We start from the raw sequence: 13,465 nt of genomic DNA on the forward strand, positions 1-13,465 counted from the left end.
TGGAGGCCGTCGCCGCCGTGGCGGTGGCGAAGCAGGCTTAAACGAAGCCGCGGAGCCGGGCGAAGGGATCGTTGCGACGATCGCCGACGACCTCGATACGCCGGTGGAATCCGAGTCGACCGAGGCGGTGGCTGATCTGTCCGCGCCTGCGGAGCCCGTTCACATGGACGCGCCTGCTCCGGCTCCTCGGGAAACAGAGCCGGTTGCGCAGAACACAGCAAGCCCCGACGACACGGAAGGCGCGCCCCGCAAGCGTTCGACCGTGCGCGAAAAGGTCAGCTTCTTCTTTGGAGAGGCACCCAAGCCAGAGCCCGCTGCGGCGCCAGTCGAAACGCCGGTCGCGTCGAACGAGCCCGCGCCCTCCGAACAGCCCAGCGAACCGGCCGCGCCGCGCCGTGCGGGCTGGTGGTCGCGCCGAGGCGAGTAGTTTTGCGAACCGACATTTGAAACAAAACGCCCGCTTCACAGCGGGCGTTTTCGTATGGCGAATGCGTGTTGAAATCAGCCTTTGGCGAGCCAGCGGGTAATCCGCGCCACCGCTTCGGTGATATCCTGCGTCGAGCGCGAATACGAGAACCGCACGAATGATTTTCCGTGAAACGGATCGAAGTCCACGCCCGGCGTCGCGGCGACATGCGCCTGCTGCAACATCGTCTTGGCGAATTCAAAACTGTCGGAATTGAACTTCGAGACATCCGCGTAAAGATAGAACGCGCCGTCCACAGGCAGGAATTCCGTCAGCCCGCCCTTCGGAAGGCCTTCGATCAGGATCCGCCGGTTCTCCACATAGCCGTGCTTGATCACGTCCATCTCGGCGCAGCCGTCGAACGCGGCCTCCGCCGCGATCTGCGACAGCGTCGGCACCGAGATCGACAGGTTCTGCTGCAGCGTCTCGACGGACCGCACCAGTTGCTCCGGCACGACAATCCAGCCGACGCGCCAGCCGGTCATGCAGAAGTACTTTGAAAACGAATTGATGATGATCGCTTCAGACGAAAGCTGCGCCGCCGTCACCGCGGGGAACGCGTAGTCGAGACCGTGATAAATCTCGTCCGAAATAAAGCGGATGCCTGCGCTGTCGGCTGCAGCCATCAGATCGGCCATCGCCTCGCGCGTCATCATCGTGCCGGTGGGGTTGGCGGGGCTCGCCACCAGAACACCCTTCAGCGGCGTCTTGCGGTGAGCCTCGAGCAGCATCTCGCCGGTCAGCGCATGACGTGTCGCACTGGTGGTTTCGATCAGGACCGGCTCGCAGCCGAGCGCGCGCAGGATGTGACGATATGGCGGATAACCCGGTGAGGTGATCGCCACCCTGTCGCCCGGCTCGAAGGCCGAAAGAAATGCAAGCACGAACGCCCCGGACGATCCGGTGGTGATCACGATGCGGGACGGATCGACCTCCTGTCCGTAGGTTTCAAGGTAGTGGCGCGAAATCCGCTTGCGCAACGACGGAATACCGATCGCGGCGGTATAGTCGATCTTGCCGATATCGAGCGCCCGCCGGGCGGCGGCAATGGCGGTCTGCGGCGCCGGTGCGGCAGGCTGTCCCACCTCCATGTGGATCACATGACCGCCCTCCGCTTCGATTCTGGCGGCGGCAGCCATCACGTCCATCACCATGAAGGGCGGAACATTGCCCCGGCTGGAGGGCGTCAAGAGGCTCTTTGCCTTATCTCTCACATCAAGCATGAAATCTGCTATTCCCGGGAACAGGGGCATGCGAAGAACACGCCGCCCCGTGCCGTTCTACTGCCGCATTCGGCGTCTTGTTAGATCGTGGTTTTAGCACTCTACAGGCCGCTGCTCCATCGCCAAGCTCGCTGACCAAGCCATGACCGAAGCCCTCTTGACCATGCCAGATCAAAGCCCGGCGATCCGGACTCGCGGACAGCATCGCGGCCTGTCGCTTGCACGGCGCGCAACGGCCGTTGTGACCGCAGCAGCGCTGCTTGCCGGCTCGTGGCCGGTCCATGCCCAACAGGGCGGTCCTCCCCTGTTGCGCGATGCCGAAACAGAACAACTGCTGCGCGATTACACCCGGCCGATCCTGCGCGCCGCCGGTCTCGAGAAGCAGAACATCCAGGTCGTCATCATCAACGATCCGACCTTCAACGCTTTCGTCGCCGACGGCCGCCGGATTTTCGTGAACTACGGCGCGCTGCGCGAGTCAGAAACACCAAACCAGATCATCGGCGTGCTTGCCCACGAAACCGGGCATCTGGCCGGCGGCCATCTCTCGAAACTGCGCGAACAGGTCTCCCGCGCCCAAACCCAGTTGATCATCGCGATGCTGCTCGGGCTCGGTGCGGCGGTTGCCGGCGCGCGCGCAGGCGCCGGAAGCGCCGGAGCGGCAGCGGTGGCCGCGCCGCAGGCCGCGATCATGCGCACCATGCTGTCCTATCAGCGTCAGCAGGAAGAAAACGCCGACAAGGCTGCCGTGAAGTTTCTCAATGCCACCGGCCAGTCGGCGCGCGGCATGTACGAAACCTTCAAGCGCTTCTCCGAGCAGAGCCTCTATGCCGCAGCCGGCGCCGATCCGTACAACATGTCCCATCCGATGCCGGCCGAGCGTGTCCGCGCTCTGGAAGAGCTGGCCAAATCGAGCCCCTACTGGAACAAGAAGGATGATCCGGCGCTGCAGCTTCGTCACGACATGATGCGCGCGAAGGTTTCGGGCTTCATGGAGCGCGCGGACACCGTGCTCCGCCGCTATCCACCCTCGAACACCAGCCTGCCCGCGCGCTATGCCCGCGCCATCGCCGCCTATCGTCACGGCGATCTGCGCAACGCTATGGCCCAGATTGATGCGCTGATCGCCGTGCAGCCTAACAATCCCTATTTCCAGGAATTGAAGGGACAGGCCTATCTCGAAGGAGGCAAGCCCAATGAGGCCATCGCGCCGCTGCGCAAGGCGGTGCAACTGTCGCAGAACGCGCCGCTCATCGAGATGTTACTTGGCCAGGCTTACGTGGCATCCGAAAATAAGGCCTATGCCGAAGAAGCCATCAAGATTCTCCGTGCGGCCCTGAGCCGCGAACCGGAAGCCGCGCTTGGATACACCCAGCTCGCGATGGCCTATGGCCGCAAGGGCGACTATGCGGAGGCCGATCTGGCATCGGCCCAGGCGGCGTTCCTGCGCGGCGACCAGAAAACAGCGCGCGATCTCGCCTCGCGCGCGAAGACGAGATTTGCCATCGGCACCCCCGGCTGGGTCAAGGCCGACGACATTGTTAATACGAAACCGATAAAGAATTGAAACCCGGCACAGCCCCGGCCAGCAGCTCCGAAGGAACATCCATGATTTCGCTCCGCACTTTTGCTCCCCTCGCCTTCGCGCTGGTGCTGGGCATGCCTGCCGTTTCGCATGCGCAGTCGTTCAACGATGCGCAGAAGAGCGAGCTTCAGAAGATCATCAAGGATTACCTCGTCGCCAATCCTGAATTGCTCGAGGAAATGTCAGCGGAACTGCAGAAGCGGCAGGCTGCTGCGGAAGCGGAGAAACATCGCGCCGCAGTCCAGAAGAACGCGGAGGTCATTTTCAACTCGCCACGCGGTGTCGTGATCGGCAACCGCGATGGCGATGTGAACTTCGTCGAGTTCTTCGATTACAACTGCGGCTACTGCAAGCACGCGATGGCCGATATGCTGTCGCTGATGAAATCGGACTCCAAGCTGCGTGTCGTGCTGAAGGAATTCCCGGTGCTCGGCCCGAGTTCGGTTGAGGCCGCGCAGGTCGCGGTCGCGGTCCGCATGCAGGATCCGAGCGGCAAGAAGTATCTCGACTTCCATCAGAAGCTGCTGAGTGGCCGCGGACAGGCCGACAAGGCACGCGCGATGGCCGCCGCCAAGGAGGCTGGTCTGGACATGGCCCGGCTCGAAAAGGACATGGCGAGCCCCGAGGTCAACGCCACCCTCAACGAGAACTTCAAGCTCGCCGAAGAAATGGGCCTCAACGGCACCCCGAGCTATGTGATCGGCAAGGACGTCGTGGTCGGCGCGGTCGGCGCGGCGGGTCTCGCCAAGAAGATTTCCGAGGCTCGTTGCGGAAAGGCGACCTGTTAGTCCGCCTGACGGCCCGGGACAACTCCGGAGCGGGTCCGCTATCGGGCTTAGTTATTGATTTCAATTGCCTTTATCAGGTTTTTGATCTGATTTCAGAGGCATTTGGCGGGGGACGGAGAAGCCGATCAGGCTTCCCTCCCGGCCTCAGGTTGCCTATAAACCGCCCGAAGCCGCGCGCCCACACATCGCTGATACTCGCCAGCGGACCACGACAATCAGGTTAGTTTTCGGATGGCAAACACGATCTACGTGCTCAACGGGCCGAACCTCAATCTGCTCGGCACCCGCGAGCCGCAGACTTATGGCCATCACACGCTCGCCGATGTTGAGAAGCTCTGCCATGACACTGCGGCTCACTACGGCCTGAAGGCCGATTGCCGCCAGTCCAACCGCGAGGGCGAACTGATCGACTTCGTGCACGAGGCAGGGGCCAAGAAAGCCGCCGGCATCATCATCAACGCGGGCGGCTACTCGCACACCTCGATTGCGCTCCACGACGCGGTGATCGCGGTCAAACTTCCGACGATCGAGGTTCACGTCTCGAACATTTTCGCCCGTGAGCCGTTTCGTCATCACTCCTTTGTCGCATCCGCTGCCGTGGCAACGCTGTGCGGCTTCGGTATCGACGGCTATCGCCTTGCCATTAGCGGCCTCGCCGCGAAGATCGGCGCGACGGCAAAAGCCTGAGCGCCTCTCTTATCAGTCAAGAAAGACCCGGATTTCACATGGCCTCCTCGCCGAAAGAACCATCTGCTCCGAAAGACAAGCCAGCCGACGAGCGCGAGCTCATTCGCGATCTGGCGATGCTGCTGGATGAAACCAACCTGACCGAAATCGAGATCGAGCGCGCGGGATTGCGCCTGCGGGTCGCGCGCAACATCAGCGTCACCGCCGCTGCGCCGGTGGCCTATCAGCCCGCGCCGGCGATGGCTGCACCGGCTGCAGCGCCCGTGGCCACCGCCACAGCAGCAACCGATGCCTCCAAGCATCCCGGCATGGTGCCTTCGCCGATGGTGGGCACCGCCTATCTCGCCTCCGAACCCGGCGCCAAACCGTTCATCGACGTCGGCAGCAAGGTCAAGGTCGGTGACACGCTGATCATCATCGAAGCGATGAAGACGATGAACCAGATTCCCTCGACACGCGCGGGCACGGTCACGCAAATCCTTGTCGAAGACGGCCAGCCGGTCGAGTTCGGCGAACCGCTCGTTATCATTGAATAATCGTTCCTAACGTCAGGCGCTGCGATGTTCGACAAGATCCTGATTGCCAATCGCGGCGAGATTGCCTTGCGCGTGCTGCGCGCCTGCAAGGAGCTCGGCATTGCGACCGTCGCGGTGCATTCCACCGCCGACGCCAATGCCATGCATGTCCGTCTCGCTGACGAGAGCGTCTGCATCGGGCCGCCGCCCGCGAAGGACAGTTATCTAAACGTGCCCGCGCTGCTGGCTGCGTGCGAAATCACCGGCGCGGATGCGGTGCATCCGGGCTACGGCTTCCTGTCGGAAAACGCCCGCTTCGCTGAAATCCTCGCCGACCACAACCTGCATTTCATCGGCCCGAAGGCCGAGCACATCCGCCTGATGGGCGACAAGATCGAAGCCAAGAAGACCGCCAAGCGCCTCGGCATTCCGGTGGTCCCTGGTTCGGACGGTGGCATCGGTCCCGGCGACGACGCCATGGCGATCGCCAAAAAGATCGGCTTTCCGGTTCTGGTGAAGGCAGCCGCCGGTGGCGGCGGACGCGGCATGAAGGTCGCGCAGACCGAAGCCGATCTTCAGCTTGCGCTCTCGACTGCGAGCAACGAGGCCAAGGCCGCATTCGGCGACGGCTCGGTCTATCTTGAAAAGTATCTGACCAAGCCGCGCCACATCGAGATCCAGATTCTCGGCGACGGACGCGGTGGCGCCATCCATCTCGGCGAACGCGATTGTTCGCTGCAGCGCCGGCACCAGAAGGTGTGGGAAGAAGGCCCCTCCCCAATCCTGAACGCCGCCGCGCGTGCCAAGATCGGCGAGACCTGCGCCAAGGCGATGCGCGAGATGCAGTATCTCGGCGTCGGCACCATCGAATTCCTCTACGAGGACGGCGAGTTCTATTTCATCGAAATGAACACCCGCATCCAGGTCGAGCATCCGGTGACCGAGATGATCACCGGCATCGACCTCGTCATCGAGCAGATCCGCGTCGCGGCCGGTGGCGACCTGCCCTGCGCGCAGGAAGATATCGTTATCAACGGCCATGCCATCGAGTGCCGTGTGAACGCCGAGAACCCGGTGTCCTTCCGTCCATCGCCGGGCAAGATCCTGCAATACCATCCGCCCGGCGGCCTTGGTGTGCGGATAGATTCTGCCGTGTATCAGGGCTACGTCATTCCGCCCTATTACGACTCGCTGGTGGGCAAGCTCATCGTCCACGGCAAGACCCGCGGCGAGTGCCTGATGCGGCTGCGCCGTGCGCTGGACGAAATGGTGGTGGACGGTGTCGAGACGACCCTGCCGCTGTTCCGCGGGCTGGTCCGCGAGCCCAGCATCATCGACGGCGACTATCACATCCACTGGCTGGAGCATTATCTCGCGGCCGGGGACGCCAAGACGTCTTCCTAACCATAACTGTCTGAAATATATGGGTTCCTTTTGTGGAACCCATTATGCCATTTGCGCGTTACCCCGAACCTGAGCTAGGTATCGGTTTCAGGGGTACGAATTTGATTTTCAAGCACTTTTGGACACACCAACCGTTCACAGGGCGAACGTGACCCGGGAAGCAGCCCGCAAACGCACGCTCTGGCAAATCGCCCTGCTGTCAGCAGGGTTTTTTGTGCTGGTCGCCATCAGCGTCATTTCCATCGCGCTGGTCAACAAGGCCCGCGACGACAACCGCTGGGTGGTTCACACCATCGAGGTCGAAAACCAGATCTCAACGGTGCTGCTCGACATCCGCCGGGCCGAAAGCGCTGTGCGCGGTTATCTGCTCACCACGCAGGACAAATTCCTGACCGAGCACGAAGAGGCGATCCGCCGCATTCCGTCCGGCATCGACAAGCTCGCCGCACTGACGATGGACAGTCCGGTCCAGGTGGAAAACAGCAAGCAGTTGCGCGAAGCCATCAATGTGCGCCTCGAAGAATTCGAGAAGGCTGTTGAGTTCGTCAAGCGCAGGGATCTTGAGGGTGGCGTCGATATGTTGCGCAATGGCAGCGGCGCGGCAGTCCAGCAGATCGGACAAATCGGCACCGCAATGCGCATGGAGGAAGAGCGACTCTTCCGGATGCGTTCGCTGGCAGCGGATCAAAGTCAGACCCTTGCAGCGGTCGTGACCGCAGCGGGTTCGGGACTCGTACTATTGCTCGCAGGCGCATCGCTGTTTCTGCTGCGCAGGTCGACGCGCGCGCGCGACGAAGCCGAACAAAAGCTACGCGATTCCAATCTCAATCTCGAGGCCACGGTCGAAACGCGAACCGCGGATCTGCGCGAGGCCAACGAGGAAATCCAGCGCTTCGCCTACATTGTCAGCCACGACCTGCGCTCGCCGCTGGTCAACATCATGGGCTTCACCAGCGAACTGGAGGAGTTGCGCACCGATATCTTCACGCGCATCGCCAGGTACAGCAAAGCTGCCGCAGCAATGCCCGCAGTCCCCGATCCGATCGGCGATGCAGATCCGGCCGAGGCGCCGGAGCTTCAGGCCGAAGACAAGCAGCTCTCGCAGGATTTTTCCGAAGCGCTGGGCTTCATCAAATCGTCGATCGGCAAGATGGACCGGCTGATCTCCGCCATTCTCAACCTGACCCGCGAAGGACGTCGCGACTTCAATCCCGTCCACATCAACACGCGAGAACTGCTCGAGAACATCATCTCGTCGATGGCCCATCAAGCCTCTGAAGCCAATGCGGAAATCCGTCTTGAGCACCTTCCGGATATCCAGAGCGACCGCCTCGCGCTGGAACAAATCTTCTCCAATCTCGTTGATAATGCCCTCAAGTATCTCAAGCCCGGCGTGCCGGGAGAGATCGTCGTCCGCGGCAGAAGCAAGCTGGGCTTCCTGGTCTTCGATTTCGCCGACAACGGCCGCGGCATTGATCCGAAAGATCATTCCCGGATCTTTGATCTGTTTCGCCGTGCCGGCCTGCAGGATCGTCAGGGCCAAGGCATCGGGCTTGCCCATGTGCGAACATTGGTCCGGCGCATGGGCGGCACGATCAGCGTCTCCTCAGAACTGAACAAGGGCAGTACCTTTACAGTCACCCTGCCCGCACGATGGAATTACGGAATTCAAGGAAAGCAAATATGAGCCTGCCGGTTAAAATCGTTATGATCGAGGATGACGAAGGTCATGCCCGATTGATCGAGCGCAACATCCGCCGCTCGGGCGTCAACAACGAGATCGTGCCGTTCACCAACGGGACGGACGCGATCAAGTATCTGTTCGGATCGGACGGATCGGGCGCCGATCACAAGGATCAGGCGCTGCTCATCCTGCTCGACCTCAATCTCCCCGATATGACCGGCATCGATATTTTGAAACGGATCAAGGAGAACAGTCATATCAAGGCGACGCCCGTCGTCGTGCTCACGACCACCGATGACGAACAGGAAATAAAGCGCTGCTACGAGCTTGGCTGCAACGTCTACATCACCAAGCCGGTCAACTACGAGAATTTCGCCAACGCCATCAGGCAGCTCGGTCTGTTCTTTTCGGTCATCAAGGTCCCCCCGATCAAGCCATGAAACCCGCAACGCCCCTTCTTCTGTACATTGACGACGATGCCGATCTTGCGCGGCTGGTCGAGCGCGGATTGAAGCGGCAGGGATTCGCCGTGGAACATGCGCCCGACGGGGCGAGTGGTCTGGCGCGTATCAAGCAGGGTGGCGTCGATGTCGTGGCGCTCGACCAGCATATGCCCGGTCTCGATGGATTGGAAACGCTCGCCGAGATCCAGAAAATTCCGGATGCGCCGCCGGTGATTTTCGTCACCGCCTCGCAGGATAGCAAGATTGCCGTCACCGCACTGAAGGCGGGCTCCGCGGATTATCTGGTCAAGGATACGCAGGGTGAATTTCTGGCCCTGCTCGACGTCGCCGCCAAGGGCGCGATCGAGCAGGCGCTGGTGCGCAAGGCCCGCGACGACGCCGAGGCGGAAGTCCACGCATCCCGCGACCGCTACGCCGCGCTGGCTGCGGAACGCGAGGTCCTGCTGCGCGAGGTCAATCACCGCGTCGGCAACAGCTTGCAGATCATCGCATCGCTGCTGCATCTGCAGGCGAGTTCGAGCACGGACGAAGATGTGAAAGCAGCGCTCACCAACGCCATGGGCCGGGTCGCGGCTGTCGCGCAGGTGCATCGCCGGCTCTATACATCGCAGGACCTCAAGACGGTCATGCTCAATCAGTATCTCGAAGCGCTGCTGGAAGATCTGCGCCGCTCCGCGGAAGGCAACCGGATGTCGCGCCTGACGCTGACCGCGGAACCCGTTGAAATTGATCCGGATCGCGCGGTCGCGATCGGCATCATCGTCAACGAGCTGGTGATGAATGCCGTCAAGTACGCCTATCCGGATGGCGCCGGCCCGATTCATGTCGATCTGCGGTCATGCGCAGACGGTCTTGAACTGTCGATTTCCGACGACGGCGTCGGCTTGCAGGTCAAGCAAAACCCGCAATCCACCGGCATGGGCCAGCGCATCGTGAGCGCGATGGCGACCAAGCTGGAAACCAAAGCCGAGCGCGATCCATCGCATAGCGGCACGCGCGTTGTCCTGCGGCTGAAACAGGCGATCGGAACTTCGGCAAGGCAACCCGCCGGAGCCGCTTGACGGTCGCGGAAGCCATCGCGGTTTGCTATGATTGCGCATGAGTTCGCGCGACGCCGCATCGTCCGAGATCACCCCCAGTGTCCTGCTGCGTGCCTATGCCTGCGGCATTTTTCCGATGTCGGAGAGCGCGGACGATCCGACCATCTTCTGGGTCGAGCCTGAGCAGCGCGGCATCATTCCTCTGGACGGGTTTCGCGTCTCATCGCGCCTTGCACGAACTGTCCGCGCCGACAGTTTCCGGGTGACCGTCAATTCGGCCTTCAAGCAAACTCTTGCCGGCTGTGCCGCGCCACAGCCCGGCCGCGACGAAACATGGATCAACGGCCGTATCCGCGACCTCTACACGGCCCTGCACCAGATCGGTCATTGCCACAGCGTCGAGGCGTGGCACGGCGATCAACTCGTCGGTGGGCTCTATGGCGTAAGTCTTGGCCGCGCCTTTTTCGGCGAGAGCATGTTTCACACCGAGCGCGACGCCTCGAAAGTCGCCCTCGTTCATCTCGTGGCGCGCCTGATCGCGGGCCGCTTTGTGCTGCTGGATACGCAGTTTGTGACCGACCATCTGCGCACCTTCGGCGCGGTTGAGGTCTCGCGGCGGCGTTATCGGACCATGCTGGATGAGGCGGTGACCGGAGACGGCGACTTCTTCGCCCTCCCGGCGGAAAGGCCGGTATCCGGCGCGGAGGCACTGGCCTGCCTGAAGCAGGCCTAGCTATCAGGTCAGCTAGCGCTGGAAAGGCGGAAACGGATTCGGCGGCGGCAAGGGCCGCTGTGCCGGCGGCCGCGCCGGACGCTTTGGCTGTTGTGGCGGCGGAGGCGGAGGCGGCGCTGCTTTCGGCTTTTCCTGTTGTGCAACGGTCGAAGACGGTCCCTTGCAGTCGGTCAGCCAGATGTCATAGATCGGATGCTCGACGCCGTGCAGGCCGGGGCTGGCTGCGAACATCCAGCCGGAGAAAATCCGTTTCACTTCACCCTGCAAGGTGATCTCGTCGACCTCGACGAACGCATCGGTGTTGGCAGCTTCAGTCGTCGGCCGGGTGTAACATGCCTGCGGCTTGATCCGCAGCGCGCCGAACTGAACGGTCTCACCCATTTCGGCATCGAACTTGATGATACGTCCGGTGATCTTGTCGAGACCTGCGAAAACCGCCTGCTTGTTGACGATCTTCTGTGACGGCGGCTCGGTCACCACCTCGTCGCCGGGCTGCAGGGTCGCCGGCGACGGAGGCGCCCCGCGCGGCTGCTTCTGACCGGGCGGCAAGCCGGGAAGCGGATTTGCGGTGGCGGCATTCGGCGCAGGCTGCGCCGATCCAGGCGGAGGCGGCAGCGGCTGGCTCTGGACATTGCCGGGCGGCGGCGCTCCCTGCCCCGGCGGCAACTGGCGGTTTGGCGTCGGAAGGATACGACCCTGCGGCGGCAGGTCCGGCACTTCTTCTTCCTCCGGCTCCTGCATCGGCTCGCCGCGCTGGATATTCGCAGGCGGACGCGGCCGGTCGGAGAAGATGTTGCCGATCTGCGCATTCACCGGAGTCGCAAGCGCGATCAGCGATGTCGCGATCAGGGCTGCACAAAAACTGGCGGCGGCGATCCGGAGCATCGGTTGCGGCGTCACGGGAGCACGATGCGATGACGTGCGAAGCAGCTTCCGGACACCCTCGTGCTCCACACCTGTCGGAACGATCACGTTCATGATCTCAAAATGATCCGGCCTTACCTGCGATTCAACCGAATCGGCTGCGCGTTATTTTACAGACAATGAGCGTCGCGCATCTGTGGGTTAACACGCCGAATACGGCGGGGAAAGGGCGCGCCCTTGCCGTCGCCGTGGCGCGATTACTGTCCGGGAGTCCAGGCCTGATAGTCGCCGGTCGCCTTGGGACGCCGACCGCTGGCAAGCGTCGAGCCTGACGGGCGATAGGCTGCGGGCGTGCCGGTCATGTTCGGACGGTGCGGCTTTTCCCACTCGCGCGGCTTGTAGTCGATCTCGGTCGGCGGCGTATCGACCGTGTGATGCAGCCAGCCGTGCCAGGCGGGCGGCACCCGCGTCGCTTCCGCATAACCGTTGTAGACAACCCAGCGGCGCTCGAAACCCAGCGTCGGGTCGATCTTGCCGCCGCGTGTCCGGTAGTAGGTGTTTCCGCTCTCGTCCTGCCCGACCACTTCGCCAAACCGGCGGGTCCAAAGCTGCGTGCCGAACGTCGTTCCGTTCCACCACGTAAAAAAGCGCAGGAAAAACAGCTTCATGGGCGCGAATCCGAACTTGGGCAAAGGGGCCGCAGGAGGGCTTTTTGATGCCACTGTGCGGCCCGATTGTCCAGCGCCAACAGCAACTTGGTGCGATGCATGAACCTCCATGGTGCCTGTGCGTTGATCCCGTCCGCGCACAGTTCCACCGGATTTTCCGCGATGCTTGAGACCGTCAAATACAGCTATGCAGACATTCTGCATACAATCCTGCGTTTGCCCGGCTGGCTGGCGACATTGGCGCTCGTCGCCGGTGGCATTGTTGTCGCGCTGATCGCCAATGCGCTGATCGTGCATACGATGCGCAGCACGCTCGGTGTTCGCCATCCCAAGACCCGCTCGCTGCTGACTCGCAGCAAGGGTCCGCTCCGGCTGGCCCTGATCGTGCTGATGCTTAAATTCGTCATCGGCGTCGCGCCGATTGACGAAGCGGCCGCAGCCGTATTCGACAACATCCTCAACGTGGCGTTCATTGCGTTGCTCGGCTGGACCGCGCTCATCGCCGTTCAGATCGGATCGCAGATCTATCTGCGGCGCTTCAGTCTCGACGCCGAGGACAACCTGCTGGCGCGCAAGCATGTGACCCAGGTGGGTATTCTCAAGCGCGCGGCCGATACGCTGATCGTGATCATGACGGTCGCCACCGCGCTGATGAGCTTCGAGCAGGTCCGGCAATATGGCGTCAGCCTGTTCGCGTCGGCCGGCGTCGCCGGTCTGGCTATCGGTCTGGCCGCGCGCCCCCTGCTTTCAAATCTGATCGCCGGCGTGCAGATCGCCGTCGCGCAGCCGATCCGGCTCGATGATGTGGTTTTTCTGGAAGGTGAGTACGGCACCATCGAGGAAATCACGACCACCTATGTCGTCATCAAGTTGTGGGACTGGCGGCGCATGGTGGTTCCTCTGAGTTACTTCATCGAGAAGCCATTCCAAAACTGGACGCGGGAAACATCAGCGCTGATCGGCTCGGTGTTTCTCTATGTCGATTACACCGTGCCGGTGGAAAAGCTGCGCGAGAAGCTGATGGAGATCGCGCGTGCCTCGCCGCTCTGGGACGGCCGCGTGGTTGTGCTTCAGGTCAGCGATGCCAAGGACCGCACCGTTGAACTGCGCGCGCTCCTCAGCGCACGAAGCGCTCCGGCCGCCTGGGATCTGCGCTGCGAGGTGCGCGAGAAGCTGATCGCGCATCTGCAGGAGGAATATCCGGATGCGCTGCCGCGTACCCGGCAGGAAGTCGTCGCATTCGGACAGCATCGTCACGGCGACACGCCATCCATGGTCCCCGATCACCATTCCGTGTCGCGATGACACTGTTTGGACGCAATCCATTCATGCTGCATTGGGTTA

General features: G+C 62.2%; 13 protein-coding genes and 1 pseudogene. 11 read left to right on the top strand and 3 right to left on the bottom strand.

The genetic code is table 11. The features are described 5' to 3' along the window. A pseudogene (locus HMPREF9696_RS21895) lies at window positions 1-427 on the top strand (ribonuclease E/G); the annotation flags it as partial. Window positions 428-501: 74 nt separating this feature from the next. On the opposite strand, the gene HMPREF9696_RS05520 reads toward HMPREF9696_RS21895, so the two are convergent. Further along, window positions 502-1,689 carry a pyridoxal phosphate-dependent aminotransferase gene (locus HMPREF9696_RS05520; RefSeq protein ID WP_002711974.1) on the bottom strand — a complete coding sequence of 396 codons (1,188 nt, stop codon included), beginning with the start codon at window positions 1,687-1,689 and terminating at the stop codon, window positions 502-504. Window positions 1,690-1,831: 142 nt separating this feature from the next. Here HMPREF9696_RS05520 and HMPREF9696_RS05525 point away from each other — a divergent pair, with 142 nt between their 5' ends. From HMPREF9696_RS05525 to aat, 9 genes are all read left to right on the top strand, one after another. Beyond that, window positions 1,832-3,256, top strand: a complete 1,425-nt coding sequence (locus tag HMPREF9696_RS05525; protein WP_002711975.1) for a M48 family metalloprotease — start codon at window positions 1,832-1,834, stop codon at window positions 3,254-3,256. A gap of 41 nt (window positions 3,257-3,297) precedes the next feature. After that, on the top strand, window positions 3,298-4,062 hold the full coding sequence (locus HMPREF9696_RS05530) for a DsbA family protein (RefSeq protein ID WP_002711976.1): 765 nt from the start codon (window positions 3,298-3,300) through the stop codon (window positions 4,060-4,062). Between the two features lie 231 nt (window positions 4,063-4,293). After that, window positions 4,294-4,749 (top strand): type II 3-dehydroquinate dehydratase, encoded by a 456-nt coding sequence (gene aroQ, locus HMPREF9696_RS05535; protein ID WP_002711977.1) that lies wholly within the window; start codon window positions 4,294-4,296, stop codon window positions 4,747-4,749. A 38-nt stretch (window positions 4,750-4,787) separates the two neighbouring features. Continuing rightward, complete coding sequence (gene accB, locus HMPREF9696_RS05540) at window positions 4,788-5,285, top strand: acetyl-CoA carboxylase biotin carboxyl carrier protein (protein ID WP_002711978.1); 498 nt, start codon at window positions 4,788-4,790, stop codon at window positions 5,283-5,285. A gap of 24 nt (window positions 5,286-5,309) precedes the next feature. Then, the gene (gene accC, locus HMPREF9696_RS05545) at window positions 5,310-6,668 is read left to right on the top strand and encodes an acetyl-CoA carboxylase biotin carboxylase subunit (protein ID WP_002711979.1); all 1,359 of its coding nucleotides are present in this window, start codon (window positions 5,310-5,312) and stop codon (window positions 6,666-6,668) included. Between the two features lie 148 nt (window positions 6,669-6,816). Further along, window positions 6,817-8,355, top strand: coding sequence for a sensor histidine kinase (locus HMPREF9696_RS05550; RefSeq protein ID WP_002711980.1), 1,539 nt, complete (start codon window positions 6,817-6,819; stop codon window positions 8,353-8,355). Continuing rightward, a complete protein-coding gene (locus HMPREF9696_RS05555) occupies window positions 8,352-8,792 on the top strand; it encodes a response regulator (RefSeq protein ID WP_002711981.1) in 441 nt (146 codons plus the stop codon). Before HMPREF9696_RS05550 ends, HMPREF9696_RS05555 begins: the two co-directional genes overlap by 4 nt. Further along, window positions 8,789-9,877 (top strand): sensor histidine kinase, encoded by a 1,089-nt coding sequence (locus HMPREF9696_RS05560; RefSeq protein WP_002711982.1) that lies wholly within the window; start codon window positions 8,789-8,791, stop codon window positions 9,875-9,877. The genes HMPREF9696_RS05555 and HMPREF9696_RS05560 overlap by 4 nt, the downstream gene beginning before the upstream one ends. A 37-nt stretch (window positions 9,878-9,914) precedes the next feature. Then, entirely contained in the window at window positions 9,915-10,589 is a 675-nt protein-coding gene (gene aat / locus HMPREF9696_RS05565; protein WP_002711983.1) for a leucyl/phenylalanyl-tRNA--protein transferase, read from the top strand. A 12-nt stretch (window positions 10,590-10,601) separates the two neighbouring features. Here aat and HMPREF9696_RS05570 read toward each other — a convergent pair whose 3' ends face one another. Next, window positions 10,602-11,567 (bottom strand): DUF2155 domain-containing protein, encoded by a 966-nt coding sequence (locus HMPREF9696_RS05570; protein ID WP_002711984.1) that lies wholly within the window; start codon window positions 11,565-11,567, stop codon window positions 10,602-10,604. Between the two features lie 143 nt (window positions 11,568-11,710). Then, entirely contained in the window at window positions 11,711-12,121 is a 411-nt protein-coding gene (locus tag HMPREF9696_RS05575) for an NADH:ubiquinone oxidoreductase subunit NDUFA12 (protein ID WP_002711985.1), read from the bottom strand. Between the two features lie 162 nt (window positions 12,122-12,283). Here HMPREF9696_RS05575 and HMPREF9696_RS05580 point away from each other — a divergent pair, with 162 nt between their 5' ends. Beyond that, window positions 12,284-13,426 (top strand): mechanosensitive ion channel family protein, encoded by a 1,143-nt coding sequence (locus HMPREF9696_RS05580; RefSeq protein WP_002711986.1) that lies wholly within the window; start codon window positions 12,284-12,286, stop codon window positions 13,424-13,426. Window positions 13,427-13,465 lie beyond the last annotated feature (39 nt).

The sequence above is a fragment of the Afipia clevelandensis ATCC 49720 genome (genome assembly GCF_000336555.1).
Classification (GTDB): domain Bacteria; phylum Pseudomonadota; class Alphaproteobacteria; order Rhizobiales; family Xanthobacteraceae; genus Afipia; species Afipia clevelandensis.

Excerpts from the sequence above, each read along its gene's own strand:
- HMPREF9696_RS05570 (WP_002711984.1), bottom strand. The coding sequence starts at position 11,567 with ATGAACGTGATCGTTCCGACAGGTGTGGAGCACGAGGGTGTCCGGAAG.
- accC (WP_002711979.1), top strand. The coding sequence starts at position 5,310 with ATGTTCGACAAGATCCTGATTGCCAATCGCGGCGAGATTGCCTTGCGC.
- HMPREF9696_RS05555 (WP_002711981.1), top strand. The coding sequence starts at position 8,352 with ATGAGCCTGCCGGTTAAAATCGTTATGATCGAGGATGACGAAGGTCAT.
- aroQ (WP_002711977.1), top strand. The coding sequence starts at position 4,294 with ATGGCAAACACGATCTACGTGCTCAACGGGCCGAACCTCAATCTGCTC.
- aat (WP_002711983.1), top strand. The coding sequence starts at position 9,915 with ATGAGTTCGCGCGACGCCGCATCGTCCGAGATCACCCCCAGTGTCCTG.
- HMPREF9696_RS05530 (WP_002711976.1), top strand. The coding sequence starts at position 3,298 with ATGATTTCGCTCCGCACTTTTGCTCCCCTCGCCTTCGCGCTGGTGCTG.
- HMPREF9696_RS05560 (WP_002711982.1), top strand. The coding sequence starts at position 8,789 with ATGAAACCCGCAACGCCCCTTCTTCTGTACATTGACGACGATGCCGAT.
- HMPREF9696_RS05580 (WP_002711986.1), top strand. The coding sequence starts at position 12,284 with ATGCTTGAGACCGTCAAATACAGCTATGCAGACATTCTGCATACAATC.
- HMPREF9696_RS05525 (WP_002711975.1), top strand. The coding sequence starts at position 1,832 with ATGACCGAAGCCCTCTTGACCATGCCAGATCAAAGCCCGGCGATCCGG.
- HMPREF9696_RS05575 (WP_002711985.1), bottom strand. The coding sequence starts at position 12,121 with ATGAAGCTGTTTTTCCTGCGCTTTTTTACGTGGTGGAACGGAACGACG.
- accB (WP_002711978.1), top strand. The coding sequence starts at position 4,788 with ATGGCCTCCTCGCCGAAAGAACCATCTGCTCCGAAAGACAAGCCAGCC.
- HMPREF9696_RS05520 (WP_002711974.1), bottom strand. The coding sequence starts at position 1,689 with ATGCTTGATGTGAGAGATAAGGCAAAGAGCCTCTTGACGCCCTCCAGC.